At 33.0% G+C, this 22591-nt stretch carries 22 protein-coding genes; 18 read left to right on the top strand and 4 right to left on the bottom strand.

All coding sequences use genetic code 11. From position 1 onward, the window contains the following. Nucleotides 1-228 precede the first annotated feature (228 nt). From HMPREF1495_RS10960 to HMPREF1495_RS10925, 8 genes are all read left to right on the top strand, one after another. On the top strand, nucleotides 229-843 hold the full coding sequence (locus HMPREF1495_RS10960; RefSeq protein ID WP_034214794.1) for a PepSY domain-containing protein: 615 nt from the start codon (nucleotides 229-231) through the stop codon (nucleotides 841-843). A gap of 236 nt (nucleotides 844-1079) precedes the next feature. Beyond that, nucleotides 1080-1688: a TetR/AcrR family transcriptional regulator gene (locus tag HMPREF1495_RS10955; protein ID WP_034214792.1), complete on the top strand. Its 609-nt coding sequence runs from the start codon at nucleotides 1080-1082 to the stop codon at nucleotides 1686-1688. After that, nucleotides 1675-3429 (top strand): ABC transporter ATP-binding protein, encoded by a 1755-nt coding sequence (locus tag HMPREF1495_RS10950; RefSeq protein WP_034214789.1) that lies wholly within the window; start codon nucleotides 1675-1677, stop codon nucleotides 3427-3429. The genes HMPREF1495_RS10955 and HMPREF1495_RS10950 overlap by 14 nt, the downstream gene beginning before the upstream one ends. Next, nucleotides 3413-5134: an ABC transporter ATP-binding protein gene (locus HMPREF1495_RS10945; protein WP_034214786.1), complete on the top strand. Its 1722-nt coding sequence runs from the start codon at nucleotides 3413-3415 to the stop codon at nucleotides 5132-5134. Before HMPREF1495_RS10950 ends, HMPREF1495_RS10945 begins: the two co-directional genes overlap by 17 nt. A gap of 9 nt (nucleotides 5135-5143) precedes the next feature. Further along, nucleotides 5144-5725, top strand: coding sequence for an MptD family putative ECF transporter S component (locus HMPREF1495_RS10940; protein ID WP_034214784.1), 582 nt, complete (start codon nucleotides 5144-5146; stop codon nucleotides 5723-5725). Beyond that, nucleotides 5725-6417 carry an energy-coupling factor transporter transmembrane component T family protein gene (locus HMPREF1495_RS10935; protein WP_034214781.1) on the top strand — a complete coding sequence of 231 codons (693 nt, stop codon included), beginning with the start codon at nucleotides 5725-5727 and terminating at the stop codon, nucleotides 6415-6417. Before HMPREF1495_RS10940 ends, HMPREF1495_RS10935 begins: the two co-directional genes overlap by 1 nt. Then, nucleotides 6405-7814: an ABC transporter ATP-binding protein gene (locus HMPREF1495_RS10930; protein WP_034214778.1), complete on the top strand. Its 1410-nt coding sequence runs from the start codon at nucleotides 6405-6407 to the stop codon at nucleotides 7812-7814. Before HMPREF1495_RS10935 ends, HMPREF1495_RS10930 begins: the two co-directional genes overlap by 13 nt. Nucleotides 7815-7878: 64 nt before the next feature. Then, complete coding sequence (locus tag HMPREF1495_RS10925) at nucleotides 7879-8058, top strand: DUF6440 family protein (protein WP_034214901.1); 180 nt, start codon at nucleotides 7879-7881, stop codon at nucleotides 8056-8058. 46 nt (nucleotides 8059-8104) lie between these two features. Here HMPREF1495_RS10925 and HMPREF1495_RS10920 read toward each other — a convergent pair whose 3' ends face one another. Together HMPREF1495_RS10920 and HMPREF1495_RS10915 are read right to left on the bottom strand one after the other, a co-directional pair. Beyond that, nucleotides 8105-9130 carry a hypothetical protein gene (locus HMPREF1495_RS10920; RefSeq protein WP_034214776.1) on the bottom strand — a complete coding sequence of 342 codons (1026 nt, stop codon included), beginning with the start codon at nucleotides 9128-9130 and terminating at the stop codon, nucleotides 8105-8107. 12 nt (nucleotides 9131-9142) lie between these two features. Beyond that, on the bottom strand, nucleotides 9143-10168 hold the full coding sequence (locus tag HMPREF1495_RS10915; protein ID WP_034214773.1) for a hypothetical protein: 1026 nt from the start codon (nucleotides 10166-10168) through the stop codon (nucleotides 9143-9145). Between the two features lie 93 nt (nucleotides 10169-10261). Here HMPREF1495_RS10915 and HMPREF1495_RS10910 point away from each other — a divergent pair, with 93 nt between their 5' ends. The 7 genes from HMPREF1495_RS10910 to HMPREF1495_RS10880 all read left to right on the top strand — a co-directional run bounded on the left by HMPREF1495_RS10910 (nucleotide 10262) and on the right by HMPREF1495_RS10880 (nucleotide 16839). Continuing rightward, on the top strand, nucleotides 10262-10645 hold the full coding sequence (locus HMPREF1495_RS10910; RefSeq protein WP_034214770.1) for a hypothetical protein: 384 nt from the start codon (nucleotides 10262-10264) through the stop codon (nucleotides 10643-10645). A gap of 12 nt (nucleotides 10646-10657) precedes the next feature. Next, entirely contained in the window at nucleotides 10658-12055 is a 1398-nt protein-coding gene (locus HMPREF1495_RS10905) for an aldehyde dehydrogenase (protein WP_034214768.1), read from the top strand. Nucleotides 12056-12072: 17 nt separating this feature from the next. Beyond that, nucleotides 12073-12507: a hypothetical protein gene (locus HMPREF1495_RS10900; protein WP_034214765.1), complete on the top strand. Its 435-nt coding sequence runs from the start codon at nucleotides 12073-12075 to the stop codon at nucleotides 12505-12507. Nucleotides 12508-12531: 24 nt separating this feature from the next. Further along, entirely contained in the window at nucleotides 12532-13017 is a 486-nt protein-coding gene (locus tag HMPREF1495_RS10895) for a GNAT family N-acetyltransferase (protein WP_034214763.1), read from the top strand. 387 nt (nucleotides 13018-13404) lie between these two features. Beyond that, a complete protein-coding gene (locus HMPREF1495_RS10890) occupies nucleotides 13405-14964 on the top strand; it encodes an McrB family protein (protein ID WP_034214761.1) in 1560 nt (519 codons plus the stop codon). 14 nt (nucleotides 14965-14978) lie between these two features. Then, on the top strand, nucleotides 14979-16391 hold the full coding sequence (locus HMPREF1495_RS10885; RefSeq protein ID WP_034214759.1) for a 5-methylcytosine restriction system specificity protein McrC: 1413 nt from the start codon (nucleotides 14979-14981) through the stop codon (nucleotides 16389-16391). Nucleotides 16392-16545: 154 nt separating this feature from the next. Continuing rightward, complete coding sequence (locus HMPREF1495_RS10880) at nucleotides 16546-16839, top strand: hypothetical protein (RefSeq protein WP_198013560.1); 294 nt, start codon at nucleotides 16546-16548, stop codon at nucleotides 16837-16839. Between the two features lie 146 nt (nucleotides 16840-16985). Here the strand turns inward: HMPREF1495_RS10880 and HMPREF1495_RS10875 are convergent, their stop codons facing one another. Next, on the bottom strand, nucleotides 16986-18593 hold the full coding sequence (locus tag HMPREF1495_RS10875; RefSeq protein ID WP_034214757.1) for a hypothetical protein: 1608 nt from the start codon (nucleotides 18591-18593) through the stop codon (nucleotides 16986-16988). Nucleotides 18594-18836: 243 nt separating this feature from the next. Here HMPREF1495_RS10875 and HMPREF1495_RS10870 point away from each other — a divergent pair, with 243 nt between their 5' ends. Then, nucleotides 18837-19271 carry a hypothetical protein gene (locus tag HMPREF1495_RS10870; protein ID WP_034214755.1) on the top strand — a complete coding sequence of 145 codons (435 nt, stop codon included), beginning with the start codon at nucleotides 18837-18839 and terminating at the stop codon, nucleotides 19269-19271. A 39-nt stretch (nucleotides 19272-19310) separates the two neighbouring features. On the opposite strand, the gene HMPREF1495_RS10865 is transcribed toward HMPREF1495_RS10870, so the two are convergent. Beyond that, the gene (locus HMPREF1495_RS10865) at nucleotides 19311-20024 is read right to left on the bottom strand and encodes a hypothetical protein (RefSeq protein WP_242832901.1); all 714 of its coding nucleotides are present in this window, start codon (nucleotides 20022-20024) and stop codon (nucleotides 19311-19313) included. A gap of 454 nt (nucleotides 20025-20478) precedes the next feature. Here HMPREF1495_RS10865 and HMPREF1495_RS10860 point away from each other — a divergent pair, with 454 nt between their 5' ends. Together HMPREF1495_RS10860 and HMPREF1495_RS10855 are read left to right on the top strand one after the other, a co-directional pair. Further along, nucleotides 20479-21312 carry a DUF364 domain-containing protein gene (locus HMPREF1495_RS10860; RefSeq protein WP_034214752.1) on the top strand — a complete coding sequence of 278 codons (834 nt, stop codon included), beginning with the start codon at nucleotides 20479-20481 and terminating at the stop codon, nucleotides 21310-21312. Between the two features lie 187 nt (nucleotides 21313-21499). Beyond that, a partial coding sequence (locus tag HMPREF1495_RS10855; RefSeq protein WP_034214750.1) for an ATP-binding protein occupies nucleotides 21500-22591 on the top strand: 1092 nt, incomplete at its 3' end.

Below are 22591 nucleotides of genomic sequence, written 5' to 3'. Positions count from 1 at the left end.
CTATGATATTAAAAAAATAAAAAAATTTAAAAACAATGCAATAAAATGAAGTCCTCGTGCATTAATATAGTGAAAGGGTAAATAAGAGAACTTAAAAAAGACAGTATTATCCATATAAACGTCGACGGTGGATGATAAATCTATTAAGAACTTACGACCTTTTGAAAAAACGCTTGTATTAACAGATTGGTAAAATTATTTTCACTGTACACGGAAAGGATGGAAAATATGAAAAAGTTTAATAAATTAGGTAAGAGTTTAATAGGTGCGGTTACAGTATCTTGTATGTTATTTGCAGCAGGAATGACAGGAGTTCCATATTATGGAAGCACCTTTGTTGCCAAGTCAAAAGTATCCAAATCATATAAAGCAACAAAGAAAATAACAGCTGATGAGGCTAAAAGAATCGCACTTGCACACGCAAAGTTGGCGGAAAAGGACGTGACTTTTGTTAAAGTGGAGCTTGAGCTTGAGGATAATAACAGATATGAGTATGATGTTGATTTTTACAGCGGAAATGTAGAATATGATTATGAGATAGATGCAGTGAGCGGAGCAATATTATCAGCTGATAGAGATATTGAGAACTATGTTATTCCTACACAGCCAAGTACATCATCGACTAATACTCAAACTTCAGAGATTTCAGTAGAAAGAGCAAAGCAAATAGCACTTTCACACGCAGGAGTCGGATCTGCAAGATTTAAAAAGGCAAAGCTTGATTATGAAAACGGTGTTAAAGTTTATGAGATCGAGTTCAAAGTTGGAAACTTGGAATATGAATATGATATCAATGTTTCAAACGGAGCTATAATCTCAAGCAGCGTAGAGGTAGATGATTAATAGAGATATATACTTACAGTCAGTCCGAGGTGAATCCCCGGGCTGATTTTTTATGTATGAGAGTAAGTGGTTAAGAGTTAAAATTACTTCAAAGTAAATTGAAGTTTGTTTGAAGTGATATTGAAGTTGACTTTGAAGTGACAGTGAAGTAGTTCAAATAACCACTTGTTAGCAAATCCTAACTATGATATAATAATTTTACCGACGATAACGTCGGTAAAGAGGAGGTATACAATATGGCTGCTGCGAAGAGGCTTAGTGAGGCTGAAAGAAAAAAGGAAATTATGGATTCAGCCGCAAAAGTAATTGCCGCAAAGGGCTTAGGAAAGGCAACTATGGAAGACATCATCGCGGGAACAACTTTATCAAAAGGAGGAGTATATCACTACTATGGGAACGTAACAGAAATCTTTAAAGACATTATGATAGGCGGGATTGATTACAGAAACAATATCATTAAGGAGCATTTGGCTGAATGTGAAAAGGGTGGTGAAAGTAAGTTTATGGCAAAACAGTTGGTTGATAAAGTCATAGACAACAATCCTTTAATGCCTCTTTATGTTGAGTTTTTGATAGAGAAAAAAAGAAATCCCGAACTGAATAATATTATGGAAGAGCTTCAGGAACAGACAAAGGAAAGATTTAAAGCGATATGGAGTGATGACTCAGGATGGTTGTTTGATCCACAAATGTTTCAGTTTGTTACCGATTTTATGAATGCTCTGATAATGGCTTCTGATGTACTGGATGCAAGAGAAAATTTCAAAAAGAACAGACAGCATTTGGAAGCAATATTTACTTACTTATTTGAACAAGTAAAGGAGAAAACTGATGGGAGTTTATAAGAAATTATTCAGATATGTGCCGAATGAAAAATATATCGGATATATGTCAATTTTATTATCGAGTATTTCGGCATTCCTGGTGGTTTATGGGTATTATTATATATTTCTACTTCTAAAAGAAGCGGTAGTAAAGGGAAATTATGAAAATGCAGGATATTATTCGACAAGGATAGTTATCTGTTTAACTATAAGTGCAGTAATGTATTTGGTATCCGGCATTGTTTCACATAAGCTGGCATTCAGACTTGAAACAAACTTGAGAAAAAGAGGAATTGAAGGTCTTACCGATGCAAGCTTTCGATTTTTTGATCTGCATTCCTCAGGATATATCAGAAAAACTATAGATGATAATGCGGCAAAAACACATATGGCGGTAGCACATATGTTGCCTGATAATTCACAGGCATTTTTGGTACCGATTTTTGCATTTATACTGGCATTTGCCATAAGTCTTAGAGTGGGAATTGTTATTATAGTTTTATCTGTTGTAAGCGGACTTATATTGATGGGAATGATGGGCAATAAAGATTTTATGAAGCTTTATCAGACTTCACTTGACAAACTGAGTTCTGAAACTGTGGAGTATATCAGAGGCATACAGGTAATAAAGATATTCGGTTCAAAACTTAAATCCTTTAAAGCATTGCATGATTCTATTATGGAGTATTCAAAATATGCTTATGATTATTCTCTGTCTTGTAAAACACCCTATGTAATATATCAGCTGATATTTTTGGGATTGATCGCAATTATCAGCATTCCGCTCAGCTTCTTTTTGACCGGTATAAAAGATCCTAAATTTATGGCTGTAGAGCTTATTATGATCTTTTTCTTAAGCGGTGTAATAATGGTCTCTTTTATGAAAATAATGTGGGCAAGCATGAATATCTATAATGCAAATTTTGCCATTGACAGTTTGGAAGAATTATATGAAAAGATGCAGGAGGATAAACTCACATATGGAAACAGAGATCATTTTGACAATTTCAATATTGAATTTGAAAATGTGAGCTTTTCATATGGGGATAAAAAGGTTCTGGAAAACTTATCATTTTCATTAGAAGAGAAAAAAACATATGCCTTAGTAGGGCATTCAGGTTCAGGAAAGTCAACTGTTGCAAAGCTTTTGTCAGGATTTTATAAGGTTGATAAGGGGGCAATAAAAATAGGTGGATATCCTCTTTCGGAATATACAAAGGAGGCAATCATAAGGAATATCTCGTTTGTATTTCAAGACAGCAAACTGTTTAAAAAATCAATATACGATAATGTAGCATTGGCTGATGAAAATGCAGGCAGAGATAAAGTAATGGAGGCTCTCAGTCTTGCAGGTTGTGATGAAATTATTGAAAAGTTTAAAGACAGGGAAAATACAATTATAGGTTCAAAGGGTGTGTATCTTTCAGGAGGTGAAAAACAAAGGATCGCTATTGCAAGGGCTATTTTGAAAAATTCACCTATTGTAATTATGGATGAAGCGAGTGCGGCAATTGATGCAGATAATGAATATGAATTACAAAAAGCATTTAAAAATTTAATGCAGGATAAGACTGTTATAATGATTGCCCATAGAATGACAAGTATCAGAAATGTAGATGAAATAATAGTTTTGGAAAAGGGAAATGTAATAGAGCGAGGAGATAATGATTCATTAGTAAAAACCGGAGGGTTATACAGCAGACTCCTCAGCCTTTACGAAACTGCAAATGATTGGAGGGTGTCAAATGAAAAACTATTATAAGAAAAGATATGCTCTCTCGGAACAGGGTGCAAAAAATCTTACAAAAGCAACGATATATTGTTTTTTGACATATTGTATAAACCTTGGTCCGATGTTTATTTTGATGGGACTGATTAATCAGTTGGTCTTGGGAAATGTATCAAGCACCTTGCAGTATATTGTTATGGCAATACTTACTCTGATATTTATGTATATTTTATTATCAGAGGAATATGTAAGCCTTTATAATTCCACCTATAAAGAATCGGCAAATTTGAGAAAGGGAATAGCAGAGAATCTGGCACAGCTTCCGCTGGCATATTTTTCAAAGCACGATCTCTCCGACCTTTCACAAACGATAATGTCTGATGTGGAAAGGGTAGAGCATTCTATGAGCCATTCTATACCAAAGGTTGTGGCTATGTGGTTATTCTTTCCTCTGATGGGACTTATTATGCTTATTGGAAACTGGAAGCTTGGACTTGCAGCAATTATTCCCACTCTTTTAAGCTTTATGATCAATCCTTTGGCAAAACAGAAGGAAGTTTCAGAGTACAGCAGATACTTTAATGTGCTAAGAGATAATTCAGAGCTTTTTCAAGAAACAATAGAGCTGCAACAGGAGATAAGTAGCTTTAATCAAGCTGACAAGGTGAAGGAAAACCTGTATGAAAAGATGGAAGAGAGTGAGAGGATACATCTTAATGTAGAGATAGTTCCAATGCTGGCGGTAGGTATATCTTCATCTCTCTCATATATAAACCTTGCGGTAGTATTGGCTGTCGGAATACAGTTACTTATTCATAATGAGATCAGCCTCTTATATCTGATAGGATACCTGATAGGAGCAATAAAGGTTAAAGAACTTTTTGATGTTTCAAGGGAAGGAATGACCGAAATGTCCTATATTGAACCTGCAATTGTAAGAATAAAGGAGATAAAAAATGCAGCGCTTCAAGAGGGTGAAGATACAGACCTTTCAAGCTACGATATAGAATTTAAAAACGTTTCATTTGCTTATAATAAAGATGCAAAGGTATTAAAAGATGTGAGTTTTACGGCAAAGCAGGGTGAGGTTACAGCTTTGGTAGGTATATCGGGTTCCGGTAAAACTTCTGTACTGAGACTTATATCAAGGCTGTACGACTATGATACCGGAAGTATCTTAATAGACGGAAAGGATATCAAAAATATATCTACAGAATCATTGTTTAAGAATGTCTCAATAGTATTTCAGGATGTGACCTTATTTAACACAAGCATTATGGAAAATATTCGTTTGGGCAGAGAGAGTGCAACAGATGAGGAAGTAAAGGAAGCGGCAGTGCTTGCAAACTGTATGGATTTTATCGAAAAATTGCCGGACGGATTTGATACTTTGATTGGAGAAAACGGTGCGGAATTATCAGGGGGAGAAAGACAGAGAATTTCTATTGCAAGAGCATTTCTAAAGGATGCACCTGTTTTGATATTGGATGAGATATCGGCAAGCCTTGATGTGGACAATGAAAAGAAGATACAGGACAGCTTAAATAAGCTTATCAAGGACAAAACGGTTATTATCATCTCACACAGATTAAAATCAATAGAAAATGTGAATAAGATCGTGGTAATAGATGAGGGAGTTGTTGAGACAGCAGGAAATCACAGTGAGCTTATGAAACAGTCAAAAACATATAAGAACTTGATTGAAAAGACAAAATTAGCCGAAGCATTTAATTATTAAGGGGAAGATATGAAAGAGAAAAAGCTGAAAATAAAAGATCTGGTTACTATAGGCGTGTTTGCAGTCATATATATTGTAGTTACCTTTGCCGTTGGAATGATTGGAGTTATTCCGATTTTATTTCTCATATATCCTACAATACTGGGAATTGTTAGCGGAACTGTTGTTATGTTATTTATGGCGAAGGTACAAAAACCTTGGGCATTGTTTATTTTCGGAATGTTGTCACCTCTTATTATGTTTGTTGGGGGACATACATATGTCATTATACTTCATGCATTTGCAGTAATGATTATAGCCGAGTTGATAAGAAGAGTCGGTCATTATAATTCCTTTAAATACAATATGCTTTCGTTTGCAATATTTAATACTTGGATTTGTGGTTCACTTATGCAAATGTTATGGGCAAGGGAGAAATACATTGAATTATCTATGATGATGGGCAAGGAGTATGTAGATATTTTGATAAAACTTATTACCTATCAGCATATGGCTTTGGTTTATCTTGGTGCTATAATCGGAGGACTTATAGGAGCAAATATCGGAAGAATATTACTGAAAAAGCATTTTATAAAGGCAGGTATAGTTTGATGTATTACATCAAAGATAACAGATTAAATCCGAATCCTATAACCAAATTTTTTGTGGTTGCATTATTGGGGGTTACCGTATTAAATTCTATAAATCACTATTCAGAATGGGCAGTTGTAATTGTAATTTCCGCTATGTATTTTATAAACGGATTTAAAAAGGATGCTATAAAAAATATACTTTGGTTTGGTGTGCTGTTTTTCGTACCTGATTTCAGCGATTTGGAAAAGTTTCCCATCTTTATACTGATGATGCTTTCATTGTTTGCCCTATGTCGTATGTTTTATCTTCCATTTGCAGCAGGTAAATTTATGATTAAGACTTCTGATGTAGGAAGTATTATTTCATCAATGGATGCCATAAAAATACCTAAGGAGGTTTCCATCCCTATTGCGGTGATGTTCAGATTCTTTCCGTCTTTTGTAGAGGAGAAAAACAGTATTAAAATGGCAATGAGAATAAGAGGAATAGAAACAAAAAATCCTGTTAAATATCTCGAGTATGTAGCAGTTCCGCTGCTTATTATTTCGTCAAATATAGCTGACGATATTTCAAAAGCTGCAGAAACAAGATGTATTGCCAATCCTATAAAGAAAACAAGGTATGTAAGCGTGAGAATACATTTGATCGATTTTATTTATGCCGTAACAATCAGTGTTATAGTAGCAGGAGGAATTATATGCTCACATTAGAAAATTTATCACTGTTTTATGAACAGGACAAAAAGATTCTTGACTGTATAAACTTAACTGTGGCAGACGGTGAATGCATATTGCTTACCGGAGAGAGCGGAAGCGGAAAATCCTCTATTATAAATTCTATAAACGGATTGGCTTTTGAATATGAAAATGCCAAAATCAGCGGAACTATAAAGGTTGACAATAGAGAATTAAAGGGAATGGAGCTGTATGAAATATCACTGTTGATATCAAGTGTTTTCCAAAATCCCAAGACACATTTTTTTAATGTTGATACAACACTTGAGCTTTTATTTTATCTTGAAAATATTGGACTAAGTAAACAGGAAATGGAAAACCGTATGGAAGATATGCTGAAGCTCTTTCCTATAAGGCATCTACTGGGGCGTAGTATATTTGAACTTTCAGGCGGTGAAAAGCAGATTCTTTGTGTGGCGGCCTGCTATATTTCCGGTTGTAAGATAATAGTACTGGATGAACCTTCATCAAATCTGGATGATAAATATATTGATATATTAAAAGAAATGCTGCAGATACTAAAGAATAAGGGTATAACACTTATCATTGCAGAGCATAGAATTTATTATTTGACGGATTTGGCAGATAGAATTATTCTTGTCAGAAAGGGAGAGCTTTTTAAGGAGCTTACAAAAGATGAGCTTTTAAACTCTGAAAAGCAACTTGGACTTCGTTCTGCAATAAAAACAGTATTGAAAGCACAAAATAAGCCGGTTGGAAATGATTTAAATATTAAAAAACTCGAGTACAAATTTAAAGAGGGTTCCGGGTTAAAGATAGAAGACATTTCATTTTGTTTTGGAAATATTTACGGTATTACCGGAAAAAACGGCTGCGGTAAATCTACATTTATAAGAGTAATGACAGGCCTTGATGATAAGGGAAAGAGTGAGATAACATTTAACGGGAAAATCCTAAACAAAAAAGACAGACTGAAAAATTCATCATTGGTTATGCAGGATGTTAATCATCAGCTTTTCACAGATTCTGTAGAGGAAGAAATAAAACTTGGGGTTAAAGATTTGTCACAGGATAGATTGGATAAGGTGCTATATGGTCTTGAACTTACAGAATTTAAGGACAGACATCCTATGAGCCTTTCAGGTGGACAAAAACAAAGGGTGGCCATTGCTTCTGTTCTGTGCAAAAATTCAAGATTCATATTTTTTGATGAACCTACAAGCGGTATGGATTATAAGAATATGATAAGAATTTCAAAGCTGATAAAGGAGATGAGTACTAAAGATAATATTATATTTATTGTTTCCCACGATATTGAATTTTTAAATGAAACCGCAGACAGTATACTTTGCCTTGAGGAATTTACGACCCCGGCATCCAAAAATGAAAGTAATAGAATCATTTATTATTAAAGAAAACTTTAAGAACTGTAGTTTAATATATGATATAATCAAAAAAAACATCGGAGGATACTTTATGGATCGTTTCAAGAAAGTTTACAAACAGGGAGTAATAGAAGTACTTGAAGTCTGGGTTGATACGGAGACAGGTGTAAACTATTTGTTTAAGGCAAACGGATATGCAGGAGGTCTGACAGCTTTACTTGATAAAGACGGAAAGCCTGTAGTAACACATGACATTAAAGAAGATTTATAAATAAAAACTGTAGCGGAAGGGTAGCTTCTACTACAGTTTTTTGCGTCTATTCCCATATTGTATGCTGTGCTCTCACACCATATTTATCAGGTTTATAAAGTGAATCGAAATCAGCTTCTATACTGTATCTTTTCCATATAACATAGTCGGAAGTCTGAATCTTAAGTGTAAATGAAATATCATTCTTTATTTCTTCATATTCAATCGGATGTAGTGAAAAAATATCTGTCAAATCTTTTTCTCTAAAGTCATCTATACTCAGTTTTGACAAGTCGGTATTATTAAATTTAACTTCCGGTAAAGCCTCACTGTCTGCCGGAATCCTGTAATAAGTTATCGTACAGTTTTTTAGTTTATCTCTATCTTTTAATGTAGGAGTAACACTTACAAAACCGTAGGATTTATCATCACGAAATATTTCCAAAAGTTCACCATAATAAAAGTGGTCATTACGATTGTTTACTATTTCGCTGTCTGCCGATTTTTCTAAGAAGTAAAAGCCGTCAGATAAAAGTGTGGATGCCTTTGTTTCACCTACAATTATATTGCTTGTATTTATTTGTACTACGACCGGCTTTTCGGGAAAACCTATCATAGATATAAAAAGGGTAAGAGTAAAATTTGTTATAAACAGTCCGGCTATAACAGCATTTGAAGCTGAGTAGAGTCGAAATATTTTATTTTTATGATTGCTTATAAGTCCTGAAATAAGCTGAATGATATGATAAATTATCAAGCTTATTACTGCAAGTCCAAGCTGAAATCTTAAACATCTATAAAGTGACAATGTAAAATTATTTGTCATGTAAAACATAATGCCTATGCAGGAGATATTTGCCAAAATATACACGAAGAAGAATAATAATGCAGCTTTCAGTGCCTCAGATTCGGTAATATCATCATAGTCTATATGTATTCTACCTTGAAAGCCCTGTCCGATATTGTACATCCATTTTGGAACCTCCTTACCGGCAGCTACTGCAATTATCAGCCTTAAAAACATATAGATTGTTAATATAAAGCATAGTAAAACCAAAAGACCAAAAATTAATGCGAATACAGTAAATCCCATTTTATTCCCCCATTATTCCCAAATAGTATGCTGTGCCCTGACACCATAATGGTGTACTGAGCCATTTTCAAAAAAATCCGCCTCAATGCTATAACTTTTCCACAGTGAGTACCCTACAGTTTGTATTTGTAAGGTATACAGCGGACTGCGTTTATACTGATGATAATTATAAGGCTTTAGTGAAAAGATGTCAGCCATATCTTTGTATTCAAAATCCTGAATACTCAATTCGGACAGAGTTGCATCACTAACTTTTACCTGAGATAAAACCTCACTGTCACCCGGTATCTCATAATATGTTATGGTGCAATTTTCGAGTTTATCGGAATTCTTAAATGTAGGAGTAATGCTCATATATCCATAAGATTTTCCGTCACGAAGCAATTCTACAAGTTCACCATAGTGAAGTTGGCTGTTTCGTTTATTTACAATTTCACTGTCTGAATCTTTACCGTAAAACTCAAAGCCGTCTGCTAAAAGAGAGGAGGCTTTTGTTTCGCCTATAACCACAGTGCTGTTATCTATTTGTATATTTATAGGTTTTTCAGGAAATCCTACCCTGAGCATCCATAGAGTATAGACAAGTGCAGTCACAAATATACCTGCCATTACAGCATTTGTTGGTGAGTAGAGTGGCCTGTAATTTCCCAATATATGAGATACAAAAAATAAAATCATTTTTACTATAAAGTAGAATAACATTGCTATCAAAACAACCACGACCTGCAAGCCTACACATATATAAAATGCTTTCTTGGAATTTTGTGTTTGATAATACATTACAAAATAGAAAAAAATATTGGCTAAAATAAAACAAAGGATAAAAAAATTGGTATCCCATAATGCCGCAGGTTCTGTAAAATCCTCGTAATTGATATTGATTTTACTTTTAAATGCCTGTCCAATTTTGTACATACAATTTGGAACCTCAGTATAAGTACTTACAGCTATTACCAGTTTTATGTACATATAAACTGTGAATATAAGGAGTATCAATATAAGCATAGCGAGTGCTATGGAAATTATAAAAAAGGCCATTGTAGCTCCCCTTTTCAAATTAAAAGTTGTATACTCGTATTATATCATTTTGTTGTAAAATTTACGATATTTAATACTTTTATGGGGAGGAATATGGCTGTTTCATATTTTATTTATGTAACTGATAAAGAAAATACCGGTTTTAATTTGGAGAAGTTTAATAATGACATTAAACAAAGATTTCCTAAAGTCTGTATTTCGGTAAAGGATGATGAGAAATGTCAGTACAATATTTGTTGGGAAGACTACGAAGAAGAGTATGAGTTTGAACTTTGGATGCTAAGGGATAGAAGTGTATTCATGATAAATTACTTTAACTCAAAGAACAGGCTCTATGATTATGCAAAATATATCATATGGCTTAGAAGCTACTTCCCTTATGAAAAGGAAGTTTTATTATGTGATGAGGGATATAATAAAACTATTGTATTAATTGAGGGAGTAGAGATAGAGGATATTTTGGAGATATTGGAGTAGGAGATAAATATTATGGAGAAAAAAGCAGAATTAAAAGAAATTATAAATAAACAAAGAGATTTCTTTAACACAAATGCAACTAAGTCGGTTAAATACAGGATAAAGATGTTGCAAAGGTTAAAGGAGGCAATCAGAAATAATGAGGTGGCAATCCTTTCCGCTCTATATAAGGATCTTTTAAAGTCCGGAGCTGAGGCATATATGAGTGAACTGGCAATAGTTTATGCGGAGATAAATGAGGCTTTAAAAAATGTAAGAAAGTGGAGCAGGCCGGAGAAGGTAAAAGGAACTATATCCACATTTCCGGCAAAGAATTATGTATACTCTGAGCCTTATGGGGTGGTGCTTATTATATCACCTTGGAATTACCCCTTCAATTTGGCGATATCACCGTTGGTAGCGGCAATAGCGGCAGGAAACACAGCCATTATCAAATGCTCAAAAGAGAGTGTTTATACCTCAAAAGTAATTAAAAACATTATAAATAAAGCTTTCGGTTCAAATTATATTTTTTGTGTGGATGAAGATATAGATTATGATGAGCTTCTACAACAAAGATATGATTATATATTCTTTACAGGAAGTCAAAAAGTAGGAAAGATTGTAATGAATATAGCGAGCAATAACCTTATACCGGTTTCCTTGGAGCTTGGTGGAAAGAGTCCTTGTATTATAGATGAGACAGCCGATATTAAACTTGCTGCAAGGCGTGTACTGTGGGGGAAACTGCTTAATGCCGGACAGACCTGTGTGTCTGTTGATTATGTGTTAATACATAGAAGTGTTAAGGACAAATTTATAAAGTATCTGCAAAAAGAAATAAAGAGAAGATATCCTAACGCATTAAATAATGATACTTATCCGAGAATAATAAATGAGTATCATTATAAAAGACTGATGAATTTAATAAAATCAGAGGAGAGTATAATAGGTGGCAGAAGTGATGATGTAGTTAGGAGGATTGAGCCTACTATTTTACCGGATGTGGATTTTGACCATGAAATCATGAAAGAAGAGATATTCGGACCGGTGCTTCCAATCATAGAATATGACGATATAAATAAGGTAATAAGGATAATAAAAGAACATGAGAAGCCTTTGGCATGCTATGTATTTACAAGGGATAAATATATTGCAAAGCATATTATAAAGAGTATTTCATACGGTGGCGGATGCATAAATGATGTTATTCTGCAAGTATCAAATCATTATATGCCGTTTGGAGGAGTAGGAAGTAGCGGAACGGGTTCGTATCATGGGAAGTTCGGATTCGATACATTCAGCCATAAAAAGAGTATTGTTTGGAGTGAAACAATGATTGATTTGCCGATTAGGTATGCACCGTTTAACCAACTAAAATTTAGAATATTGAAAAAAATATCGGAATCATTTAATGATTCAAAAAATTAGAAAACCGGAGACAAAATATGGCGTATACCAAGGAAAACTTTGAAGAATGGATTATTCTTATAGACTCTAAAATGGAGTATTTTACAGATGTGTTTGCAAAAGAAAATAATTTAAAACTTGACTACAGTATAGAGTCACTGGATGAAATTGAAAATTGGATCCTAACTAATTACAGTGAGATAAAGGATTTGATAGGAGATACTAAGACTTTAGACTATTTGACGGTATATATCGGTGAGACTTTCAGGAAACATATAGGTGGAGAGTGGTTTATAGATTTGAAAAATAAAAAGAATGCATACTATTCCATGCCTGTTTTGACAAGTCCCGATTACATAGGAGAGAGTTATATAGCACCGATGACATTTGCTACGGCATGTATTAATAGAAAAAAGGGCAATTATATAAGTACGATACTGAAAAACTGTTTGGAAGATATGAAAATACAGTAAAAATACTGTTTAAGAGATAAGCGTATGGATATAAGAAGAATAAATACAAATGAAGCAAAGCTGTTTTTTAATTGTTTAAAAAATATAGACAGGGAAACAAAGTTTATGATGCTTGAGCCGGATGAAAGGCATTTTGATGAAAAGAAAATGAAAGAAATCTTGGGAGATAAGGATGATTATTTTATAGCAGCTATTAATGATGGGGAAATTATAGGCTTTCTTTCGGCTCAAAGAGGGAAATATAAAAGAACAAGACATTCGGCATATATTGTCATCGGAATCAGGCAGGAGTTTCAAAAGCAGGGAATCGGATTGAAACTCTTTGATAAACTTGAGGAATGGGCAAAGGAAAACCATTTAAAAAGATTGGAATTAACGGTTGAGGTAACAAATAGCGTTGCCATAAACTTGTATAAAAGGCAGGGATTTGTAATTGAGGGGACTAAAAAGAATACTATGTTTGTGGACGGTGTATTTGTAGATGAATATATGATGGCAAAGGTATATTAAGTTTACATGTACTCGGTGTAGGAATAAAAAAGATAATAGTGTGGGAAAATATAGACATATGAACTTTGAACTTATACTGCTGTTGGTAGAGAACTTTTAAAAGAATGGGGATTTTGTGTGAATGAGAGTTTATTGACATACAAAGTAACAAAATAGAAAGCAGGAAAAGCTATATATTATTCAGGGATTTTTATACATTTGAATAAAATATCATTGAAAAAATAATTTGGCATAAAAGATTTTCATACAAAGTTATATTCTTTTTATAATATTTCAGGAAACCTAGGTGTTTGAAATGCTATACATTTAGACTATAATGTATTTGAATTAAAAAATGTGAAACTATTTACGCGAGTAAAATATAAAGTTAAAGGAGATGGAATAATTATGAAACCACTTACATGGGAGACGACTTTTCAAGATATAGAAGATTTGTTAAAAAGTAAGGATTCGGATTTTATAGCTATTTGTAAAAGGCTACATTCTGGGGAAAATAAGAACGAAGTATATAAAGGTTATCGGGTTCGACATTTTGATTTTCTAATGGGTGTTGTATTAGGGGGGTACAATAATAAAGATTTTATAGATACTTGTTATAAATCCGATAAAAATGCAACATGGAGTGCTAACTTTAATAACTATATGTCAAAACAAGTTAAAAGCGAACAAAAAATAATGGATTTTTTAGAAAAATTAGATAAAGAAAATACCAAGTTGCGTGTGTTTCAAGATAAAACATGGTTGACAAATTTGAATGGTAAAGCAATTTTCGGAAGTGTTTTTTCGAATCGAAATGAGGTTGCAGAGCAAATGGAAAAAATGGTTAATTATTTAATTAAAGAAAGCGCAAAAAACATGACAGAAGAAGTTCAACTTCAATACAACCTATTAATAGCCAATAAACAACTTATTATGAACGGTGCACCGGGTACGGGAAAGACTTATTCCGCAAGAAATGAAATTGCAGATTTATTACTGGGTATTTCAAATAAATCTGAAAAAGAAAAAGAAGAAATTAAAAAAATTCAATTGGATATGGTACAGTTTCACCCATCCTATGATTATACAGATTTTATAGATGGGATAAGACCAGATTTATCAGCCGGTAATTTAAGTTATACACTTAAAAATGGTTCATTCAAGTCCTTTTGCCGTAGAGCAGGCGTTGTAGAAAGAATATATGCAGCCGGAAAGTCAGTTGATGCAAATACTATAAATGATTTCCTTTTTGGTGAAGATGAAGAAATTAAGGACTTCTGGAAAAAGGCAATTGAAAATGCAAATTTAAAAATAAGTGAAGAACAGGGTGAACAAGATGATGAAACAATGGTTGATTGTCTCCCTAAATTTTTGTTCATTATAGATGAAATAAATCGTGCGGAGATATCAAAAGTTCTTGGGGAAATTATGTATTGTTTGGATCCTGACTACAGAGGTAAAAAGGGTGCTATTTCAACCCAATATTCCACATTGGCTACTGATGATACATTTTTTATAAATAAAGATAATGATAAATTTTTCATCCCTTCAAATGTGTATATTATCGGTACTATGAATGATATAGACAGAAGCGTTGAAGTGTTTGATTTTGCTTTAAGAAGACGCTTTGCATGGTATGAAGTAAAGGCAAAAGAAGTTATGGATACTGTACTGATTTCTATGGGAATAGATAAAGAACTCGGGTCAAACTATGGTGATTATAAAGAGAAGATAGAGAAACTTAACCAGTTGATTATAGATGAGTTAAAGCTAAATGAGCATTATCATCTTGGTCCATCATACTTTGCCAAAATTAAATTGTATTTACATAATAATAATTCCAATGAATATAAAGATGCCAAAGAAAAGGTGTGGGATAACCATATTTCACAGATTCTAACGGAATATGTTAAGAGTAAGGGTAAGTTGAAGGAAATCGAAAATATTAGAGAGAACTTTATATCATAAATGGAGCATAAACTATGAAGGTTACAATTACTCTTAGTGATAATCAGCAACCTAACAGTAAATACTGCTTTGTTGATGATAATGAAAAAGACATATCAAATTATAAAATACCATATAAAGCAAAGGCTCTTATAGAAGCTGTTAGTTCTGTAAAGAAATTAAAGGAAGAACATAAAATAATTACCATACCCGCAGAAGGTGGCAAAAGTGATACGGTTATAGAAATAAGAAATAGTGAACTATATACATTTAATTGTATAGGAGTTATATCCACACCAATTGTTAATCAAACTAATAATATATATAGGATAGAAATAAGATCTCGTTTTGATAAGGGAGATAAGCAGTACTTTCTTCTTTACTTACTAAATTGTGTGTATGGGTTTAATATTTTCAATATTGATGTTAACAGTAAGGAAGAAAGTAATTATATAATTATATTGATAATTCTCTACTTGAATAAATTGATAGAAGCGTATAGTGACGGATTATATAAGGAATATATCCGGCAAGAATATAACGACTATAATTTTAAAGGAGCAATAGATATAAATAGACATCTCAAGCTCAACACTCCGTTCATGGGTAAAACAGCTTATACAATCAGAGAATATACATATGATAACGAAATATTATGTCTGATGCGACAAGTTATTGATTATATTGCTGAAAATCATTCTAAGATATGGAATGAATCTCTAAACAGCAAATCAATATTAAGTGAAATAGTTGAAGTAATAGAAAATGCAACACCCTCATATAGGATGAATATTAATTATGTAGAGGCTTTAAAGTGTAGAAGAGAGATTACCCACCCAATGTATCAGAACTATGAGGAAGCAAGAAAACTTGCGATTATGATATTAAATGAAGCAGGTCAAAATGTATTTGATGATGCGGAAGATTTATCATTAAGCTTGTTAATTGATATAGATTGGCTTTGGGAAGAATTTGTTGCGGAGAAACTTTTGAAAGAATATAAGTATAAACATTTATTGTTCAGTAGAAAAGAAGGAAGTTTAGAGTGGGCAGCCGGTGAGTATTGGTATCCTGATTTTATAGAAGAAAAAGGCAAAAAAGATGAAAACAAAGGACTAAGTATATTTGACGCCAAATACAAGCCTTGGAATTGGGAAAAAACCGAGGATATTCATCAATTGATTTCATATCTATTTATATCAGGAGGTGATAAATGTGGTGTTATATATCCTTCTGATGAAGATGAAGATAAAAATAAAGATAAAGAACCGAAACAAAAGACTTTGTGTCCGTTTGATAGTTTTTATAAAGAGAGGAAAGAGCCGAAATTCTATACGCTACCACTGCATATTCCGATAAGTAAAGAAGATGCAGATTATTCTGAGTACTGTAAAGATATGGATGAAAAAATATGTAAATGGAAGCAACACTTTTCTGAAGTTATTTAAAAAAGTAGTACGTTAAAAACCAGAAAGATGTTTAAGCTATCCTGTTTCTTCAGTAATTGTTTCATTATATCTTGCGAATAGAAAGTCTAAGGTCGTTCGAAAGCTTAATATTGTAAAACAATTTAAAGAGTCTTACTCTAAAGGAGAGATATACATGTTTATAACAATTAAAAATATTGGAAATGTACCTATAATTTTGGATGAGTATGGACGAGATCTTGCTAAAAAGAATACTATAATGACAGACATTCAAGAGTTCATTGTTAATAAAGACGAATTTATTATGATTAAGCCAAATGAGGCTAAATTAGTGACTTATAAATATAATTTTGGGTATCCGTTTGAAGAAAATGATTCTAAAATTTGCAATTCACGTGAGTACAAATTATTTACTAAAACAAAGTTTAAAGCTAAAGATACTCTGGGGAATTATTATCTACAAATATAGAGGGATAAGACTTTTTGTAATTGTATCATAAACTTATAGTTTAGACATGGGAAAGCAGGGCCTAATTCTTTAGAAGATATATTACTGCCGGAGCCTTACGTGATCCACATGGGCCTAGTGCGACTCCAGCAGTATTTATATCTTTATTATCTGAATATAGTGCTAAATGAACTTGTATTATTTTTTACAAAGCCCTTTACATCACTGTCTATATCTTTAAGCTTTCCGTTTAAATATTGCTTCAAAACACCTGTTTCTTTGCTTTCGTCATAATCTGTTAAAAAATAGGTTTTGTCGAATTTTTCATTTTCCGGAAGGGATCCGTTATAATCCTTTACATTTTCAGCAACTATAGTATCTTTGCCGTTTTCAAAAATATGATAAGTATAATTATGATCTTCATATGAAGCTTGAGAGAGTGTGTCAGCATATATAATATAACTTTCAGTACCGTTATTTTCTAAATGTGCCGGTGAATAATACTTGCCTACATTTTCATTGATAATATTTTTATTTAGGAATAAAGAATAGTAGTCATTCCCTTTGATTTTTGCTTTATATAACAAATCATCGTTTTCCGCTTTAGAGTCTTGTGAATAAGCAAAATCTAAAAAATCAGTTACATTATCATTTACAAGTTCAATTTCCCCTTTTTTACTTCCTTCTAAAGCGACTTTCCAAAGCTTCTTATTTTCTTCAGAGAAAAAATACCAATATTTTGATTTAGAAGGGTGTGCTTCTTGTAGTCTGTACATGTCGTCATCGTCTTCTATATCTTCATACTCTCCCAGTGTTTCACCATTCTGTGCTACTTTTAGAATGATTTTGCCTTCAGAGTTTTTTTCTGTGTATGCCAGAAAATTTTCTTTTATATTAAATTTTACAAATTTTATAAATGAATCACTGACTAATTCCTCATTGCCGTTAAAGTCAAATCTATAGAGGGATGTCGGTTCATCAGCTTTTGACGCATAGATGACTTTATCAGAAGAATAAGCAACGCTATTATATGGTTCGTCAATACCTTTTACTATTTCTTTTGAGTTTCCATCTTCCAACTTGTATATTGTATTATCCTTAAAATAGCATATTGAATCAAGTTCAAAAGAATAATCGAAAGAATTTATATTAAAATCTGAATATACAGTGTTATTACCTGTATATATATCGATTAAATATACATTCATCAATTTTTCTTTGTCATAAGTGCGCTTACCTGGAACAATTAAAAGCTTATCCTGAGACTTAGAAAGTATGTATTTTATTTCTTCTTCGCCCTCTTCTTTAAAGAGACTGACCGCTTTACCACCTTTATATAAAAACAGCTCTTTATTTGAAATATAGAGTATATCACCATTTTTTAAGGCTGAATGTACTGTAACATTGTCAGCTACCTTAGTCCGTTTTGTAGGTTTTTTATATGTCGATATATATAGAGTATAGGTTTCACCGTCATAATCTGAAAATGAACAAAATTGATCTAATTTTTTGTTATATCCATTTATAGAAAACTTTTCCATAACACTTCCGTTAGTTGTACAAGGTCCCAAGTCTATAATTTCGGAGTTATTATAGCGAGCCATATACAAATTATCTCCCTTTAAATAAAGAGAAAACTTATTGGAACTTGTACTTTTTTGAGATTCCGCCTTGGATTTTTTACCTGATGAGCAGGCTGATGCAAATATAGCCAAGAGACATATGGCTAAAAAACAGAAAATAACGGGAAGTTTCGATGTGAGTTTTTTGAACATAAATTTCACCTCCATAAATTTTGTTTTAATTTTACTATATATTTGTATAAAAATCTATTTAATATTAACTAAATATACTTAAAAATTTTGAATTTATAAATTATATTTACTTTAATCTAATGTATAAGAAATATATTGTATTTACATCTATGTATGATTATACTAAACAGAGATAAATATTCGACTTTAGAGCATTGACGAGTTAGAGAATATTTATATAAATTAAGAAAGTTGGATATAAAAATGGCTTATAATAAGGAAAACTTTGAAGAGTGGATAATTCTTATAGACTCTAAAATGGAGTATTTTACAGATATATTTGCAAAAGAAAACAGTTTAAAACTGGACTACAGTATAGAGTCACTTAATGAGATTGAAAATTGGATTCTCACTAATTACAGTGAGATAAAGGACTTGATAGGTGATGCCAAAACCCTTGACTATTTGACAGTATATATCGGTGAGACTTTCAGGAAACATATAGGCGGAGAGTGGTTTATAGATTTGAAAAATAAAAAGAATGCATACTATTCCATGCCTGTATTAACAAGTCCTGATTACATAGGAGAAGTATATAAAGCTCCGATGACATATGCGACTGCATGTATCAACAGAAAAAAGGGCAGTTATATAAGCACAATACTGAAAAACTGTATGGAAAATATGAATATCAGATAATCTGATATAAAAAAGGAAAGCCGCTTAAGCTTTCCTTTTTTATTCCCATATAGTATGCTGTGCCATAACAGTGTAGTATGAAAGACTGTTATCGGAGTTAAAATCAGCTTCTACACGATAGCGCTTCCACAGAGAATAGTCATGAGTTTGCAATGTTAGTACAAAATAATAAGGACCTTTCATCTCGTCATAATCTGTCGGATGCAGTGAAAAAATATCTGTCAAATCTTTATTTTCAAAGTCGTTAAGATCTAAATTCGACAGCGCTACATTGTTAATCTTTACAGCAGATAAATCCGTATCATCAGGTGTAGCCTTAAGTAATGTTACAGTACAGTTTTTAAGCTCATCCGAATCCTTCCATGTAGGTGTGACACATACATGACCGAAAGACTTGTCACCAAGATATAATTCCAAATATTCTCCATAGGAAAAGTTGTCGCTTCGAGTATTTATGATCTCACTGTCTGCATTTTTTCCTTTAAATGTAAAGCCGTTATCAAGAAGAGCGGATGCTTTTGTTGAACCGATAATCACATTAGTTCCTGATATCTGCACATTTACAGGCTTAGCAGGAATACCTGCTATTGATATAAAGAAAGTAAATGCAAATGAATAGAAAAACATAAGTATATCCAGCGCATTGGTAGTTGAATAAGAATATTTTGTACGGTATGAGGGTATCAAAAAACGTATAAGCGGTCTGATAATTCCGGAAAGTATTATTGCAGCTATAATTACAGCAAACTGCATTTGTAAACAGGAAAAAATTGCTTTCCCTACATTGTGTAATTTGAAATAATTCACACCGGTAACTATTATATTAACTAAAATAATACACAGCATAAAAACGCTCGCTTCTATAAGTGCGGGCTTATCGGTGATATTATCATATTGAACAGCCCTCCTTGTAATCTGTATATATTGTCCTAAAGCATATATCCAATTAGGTAGCTTCTTAAAAGTACAAACAGCTATCAGCAGTCTAAAGTATATAAAAACAGCTAAAATAAAGCATAGCAGTGAAAATATACCAAAGGCTAATGTAGATATAAAAAATCCCATTACATTAATCTCCTGTGATTGTTTAAAAGTATTATAAACCTGTGTATCATTATATCACTTTATGTATTGATATTGTAGATGTAAAGGAATAGTATATAAAATTAGGTGTGCTGACATGTTTTAGACGGAAAGGAATTAAAGTATGAATATATTATTACAGGAAAGTGCCGATATTTTAAAAGAATATTTTGGAGAGAGACTGGGTAAAATGGTAGTTGAAAGGGCGGTGTTCGGACTGTTCTTTTCAGGAGTAAAATTAAGCACAGGTCATGGAGGGCTTTGTTTTACTCCTGTTAAGGAGATTCCTGAGGCTGTATGCTGTCCAAGCTCAGCAAAGGCTATGCCTCTATCAGGTAAACTTGGTGGAAGGAGTGTAAAAAGTTATTTGGATGATCTTTCACATGCAAATATTCTCAGAAAGACACTGGCCATTGCAACACTTAATGCACTTTCAGCCTGTTACTGGGAGGAAAATAAGAGTTTGGAGTATAAAATAGAGATAGATGTAGACTCTTTTGATGTGATGGAGGTTCACCAAGGCAAAAAAAGTGTTGTAATAGGTGCTTTGGTACCGATGCTTAAAAAGTTACTTGCAGCAGATGCCGATTTTAAAGTTCTGGAGATGGACTCATGTACTCTAAAGGGAAAGGAGCTGGAACATTTTGCACCTGCAAAGGATGCTGATTTGTATCTGCCGGATTCCGACCTTGATGTTATTACAGGTGTTACTATACTTAATGATACATTACCGAATTTACTGGCTATGTGTAAACCCGGTGCCGATGTTTTGGTTACAGGTCCTACAGCAGGTATGATACCTGATGCATTCTTTAAAAGAGGAGTGACTGTAATGGGCGGTATCTTGGTGACAAAACCTGATGAGCTGCTTGATGTTATAAGTGAGGGAGGTTCAGGTTATCATTTCTTCGGCAAGAGCGCCGAAAGAATAGTAATTTACAATAAGCAGGGTATGTAAAAAATTTAGAATTATAAGTAGAACGCGATTTTACGGCCTTAAAAGTGTGCAGAATTGCATTTTTATGGCATTAAAAGTGTAGTAAATTACATTTTTATGGACTTAAAAATGTTGACGAAATGCTTTTAAACCTCTAATATATAAAAAAGAGTATTTTTTTATAGAAGTATTTTGGGAGGTAGACCTTATGAAGCGTTTTGCACTTGAAAAACTTATAGAATGGAAGGATAAACAAAATAGAAAGCCTTTGATTATCAGAGGGGCAAGACAGGTTGGAAAAACCTGGCTGATGAAGGAGTTCGGAAGAACATGCTTTGAAAAAGTTGCTTATGTAAATTTTGATAATAATAAAAGGTTGGAGCAGGTATTTGAGGGCGATATCAATATAGACAGGATTTTATTGGCAATCAGTATAGAAACAGGAGTTTCTATTGATGCAAAAAATACTTTATTGATATTTGATGAAGTACAAGAGGTACCAAAGGCTCTATCTTCATTGAAATACTTTTGTGAGAATGCACCGGAGTATGCAATAGTAGCAGCAGGTTCATTATTAGGTGTAGCTCTTCATAAAGGAACATCATTTCCTGTAGGCAAGGTTGACTTTATGGATCTTTACCCATTGACCTTTCTTGAGTTTTTATATGCTTTAGGTGAGGAACGTTTTGCAAATGTGCTTCAAAGTGATGATACAGATATGATAACAATGTTTAAGACTAAATATATAGAAAGACTTCGTGAATACTACTATGTAGGTGGAATGCCTGAGGTTGTAAAAACTTATGTTGACAGTAAAGATTTTAAACAAGTGAGAGAAATACAGAGAAACCTTTTGAATTATTATCAACAAGACTTTTCAAAGCATGCTGAAGTTTCACTTGTTCCAAGACTGAATCTTGTGTGGGATTCTATTCCAATGCAGTTGGCAAAAGAAAATAAAAAATACATCTACGGACAAGTTAGAAAGGGTTCAAGAGCAAAGGACTTTGAACTTGCATTACAGTGGCTTTTAGATTGTGGGTTGATCCATAAGGTACAAAGAGTAGGAAAAGTAGCGCTTCCATTGAAAGCTTATCTTGACCTTGATGCATTTAAAGTGTATCTGCTTGATATCGGTTTGTTGATAGCTATGACAGATTTGAATGCTCAAGTGATTATTGACGGCAACAGAATTTTTACTGAATTTAAGGGAGCATTGACAGAGCAGTATGTTTTGCAGCAACTTATTGCATCAGAAGGTATAGATCCTTATTATTATTCCACATCTAATTCAAGTGGA

The organism is Lachnoanaerobaculum sp. MSX33 (genome assembly GCF_000512995.1).
In the GTDB taxonomy this organism is placed as follows: domain Bacteria; phylum Bacillota; class Clostridia; order Lachnospirales; family Lachnospiraceae; genus Lachnoanaerobaculum.
This window is presented reverse-complemented; position numbering and strand designations above follow the sequence as displayed.

What these genes read in the sequence shown, in the direction of transcription:
- HMPREF1495_RS10865 (WP_242832901.1), bottom strand. Translation starts at nt 20,024, where the DNA reads ATGCAGTTTGCTGTAATTATAGCTGCAATAATACTTTCCGGAATTATC.
- HMPREF1495_RS10900 (WP_034214765.1), top strand. Translation starts at nt 12,073, where the DNA reads ATGGCGTATACCAAGGAAAACTTTGAAGAATGGATTATTCTTATAGAC.
- HMPREF1495_RS10935 (WP_034214781.1), top strand. Translation starts at nt 5,725, where the DNA reads ATGTATTACATCAAAGATAACAGATTAAATCCGAATCCTATAACCAAA.
- HMPREF1495_RS10905 (WP_034214768.1), top strand. Translation starts at nt 10,658, where the DNA reads ATGGAGAAAAAAGCAGAATTAAAAGAAATTATAAATAAACAAAGAGAT.
- HMPREF1495_RS10920 (WP_034214776.1), bottom strand. Translation starts at nt 9,130, where the DNA reads ATGGGATTTACTGTATTCGCATTAATTTTTGGTCTTTTGGTTTTACTA.
- HMPREF1495_RS10880 (WP_198013560.1), top strand. Translation starts at nt 16,546, where the DNA reads ATGTTTATAACAATTAAAAATATTGGAAATGTACCTATAATTTTGGAT.
- HMPREF1495_RS10955 (WP_034214792.1), top strand. Translation starts at nt 1,080, where the DNA reads ATGGCTGCTGCGAAGAGGCTTAGTGAGGCTGAAAGAAAAAAGGAAATT.
- HMPREF1495_RS10925 (WP_034214901.1), top strand. Translation starts at nt 7,879, where the DNA reads ATGGATCGTTTCAAGAAAGTTTACAAACAGGGAGTAATAGAAGTACTT.
- HMPREF1495_RS10860 (WP_034214752.1), top strand. Translation starts at nt 20,479, where the DNA reads ATGAATATATTATTACAGGAAAGTGCCGATATTTTAAAAGAATATTTT.
- HMPREF1495_RS10875 (WP_034214757.1), bottom strand. Translation starts at nt 18,593, where the DNA reads ATGTTCAAAAAACTCACATCGAAACTTCCCGTTATTTTCTGTTTTTTA.
- HMPREF1495_RS10945 (WP_034214786.1), top strand. Translation starts at nt 3,413, where the DNA reads ATGAAAAACTATTATAAGAAAAGATATGCTCTCTCGGAACAGGGTGCA.
- HMPREF1495_RS10910 (WP_034214770.1), top strand. Translation starts at nt 10,262, where the DNA reads ATGGCTGTTTCATATTTTATTTATGTAACTGATAAAGAAAATACCGGT.
- HMPREF1495_RS10940 (WP_034214784.1), top strand. Translation starts at nt 5,144, where the DNA reads ATGAAAGAGAAAAAGCTGAAAATAAAAGATCTGGTTACTATAGGCGTG.
- HMPREF1495_RS10950 (WP_034214789.1), top strand. Translation starts at nt 1,675, where the DNA reads ATGGGAGTTTATAAGAAATTATTCAGATATGTGCCGAATGAAAAATAT.
- HMPREF1495_RS10930 (WP_034214778.1), top strand. Translation starts at nt 6,405, where the DNA reads ATGCTCACATTAGAAAATTTATCACTGTTTTATGAACAGGACAAAAAG.
- HMPREF1495_RS10915 (WP_034214773.1), bottom strand. Translation starts at nt 10,168, where the DNA reads ATGGCCTTTTTTATAATTTCCATAGCACTCGCTATGCTTATATTGATA.
- HMPREF1495_RS10960 (WP_034214794.1), top strand. Translation starts at nt 229, where the DNA reads ATGAAAAAGTTTAATAAATTAGGTAAGAGTTTAATAGGTGCGGTTACA.
- HMPREF1495_RS10895 (WP_034214763.1), top strand. Translation starts at nt 12,532, where the DNA reads ATGGATATAAGAAGAATAAATACAAATGAAGCAAAGCTGTTTTTTAAT.
- HMPREF1495_RS10870 (WP_034214755.1), top strand. Translation starts at nt 18,837, where the DNA reads ATGGCTTATAATAAGGAAAACTTTGAAGAGTGGATAATTCTTATAGAC.
- HMPREF1495_RS10890 (WP_034214761.1), top strand. Translation starts at nt 13,405, where the DNA reads ATGAAACCACTTACATGGGAGACGACTTTTCAAGATATAGAAGATTTG.
- HMPREF1495_RS10885 (WP_034214759.1), top strand. Translation starts at nt 14,979, where the DNA reads ATGAAGGTTACAATTACTCTTAGTGATAATCAGCAACCTAACAGTAAA.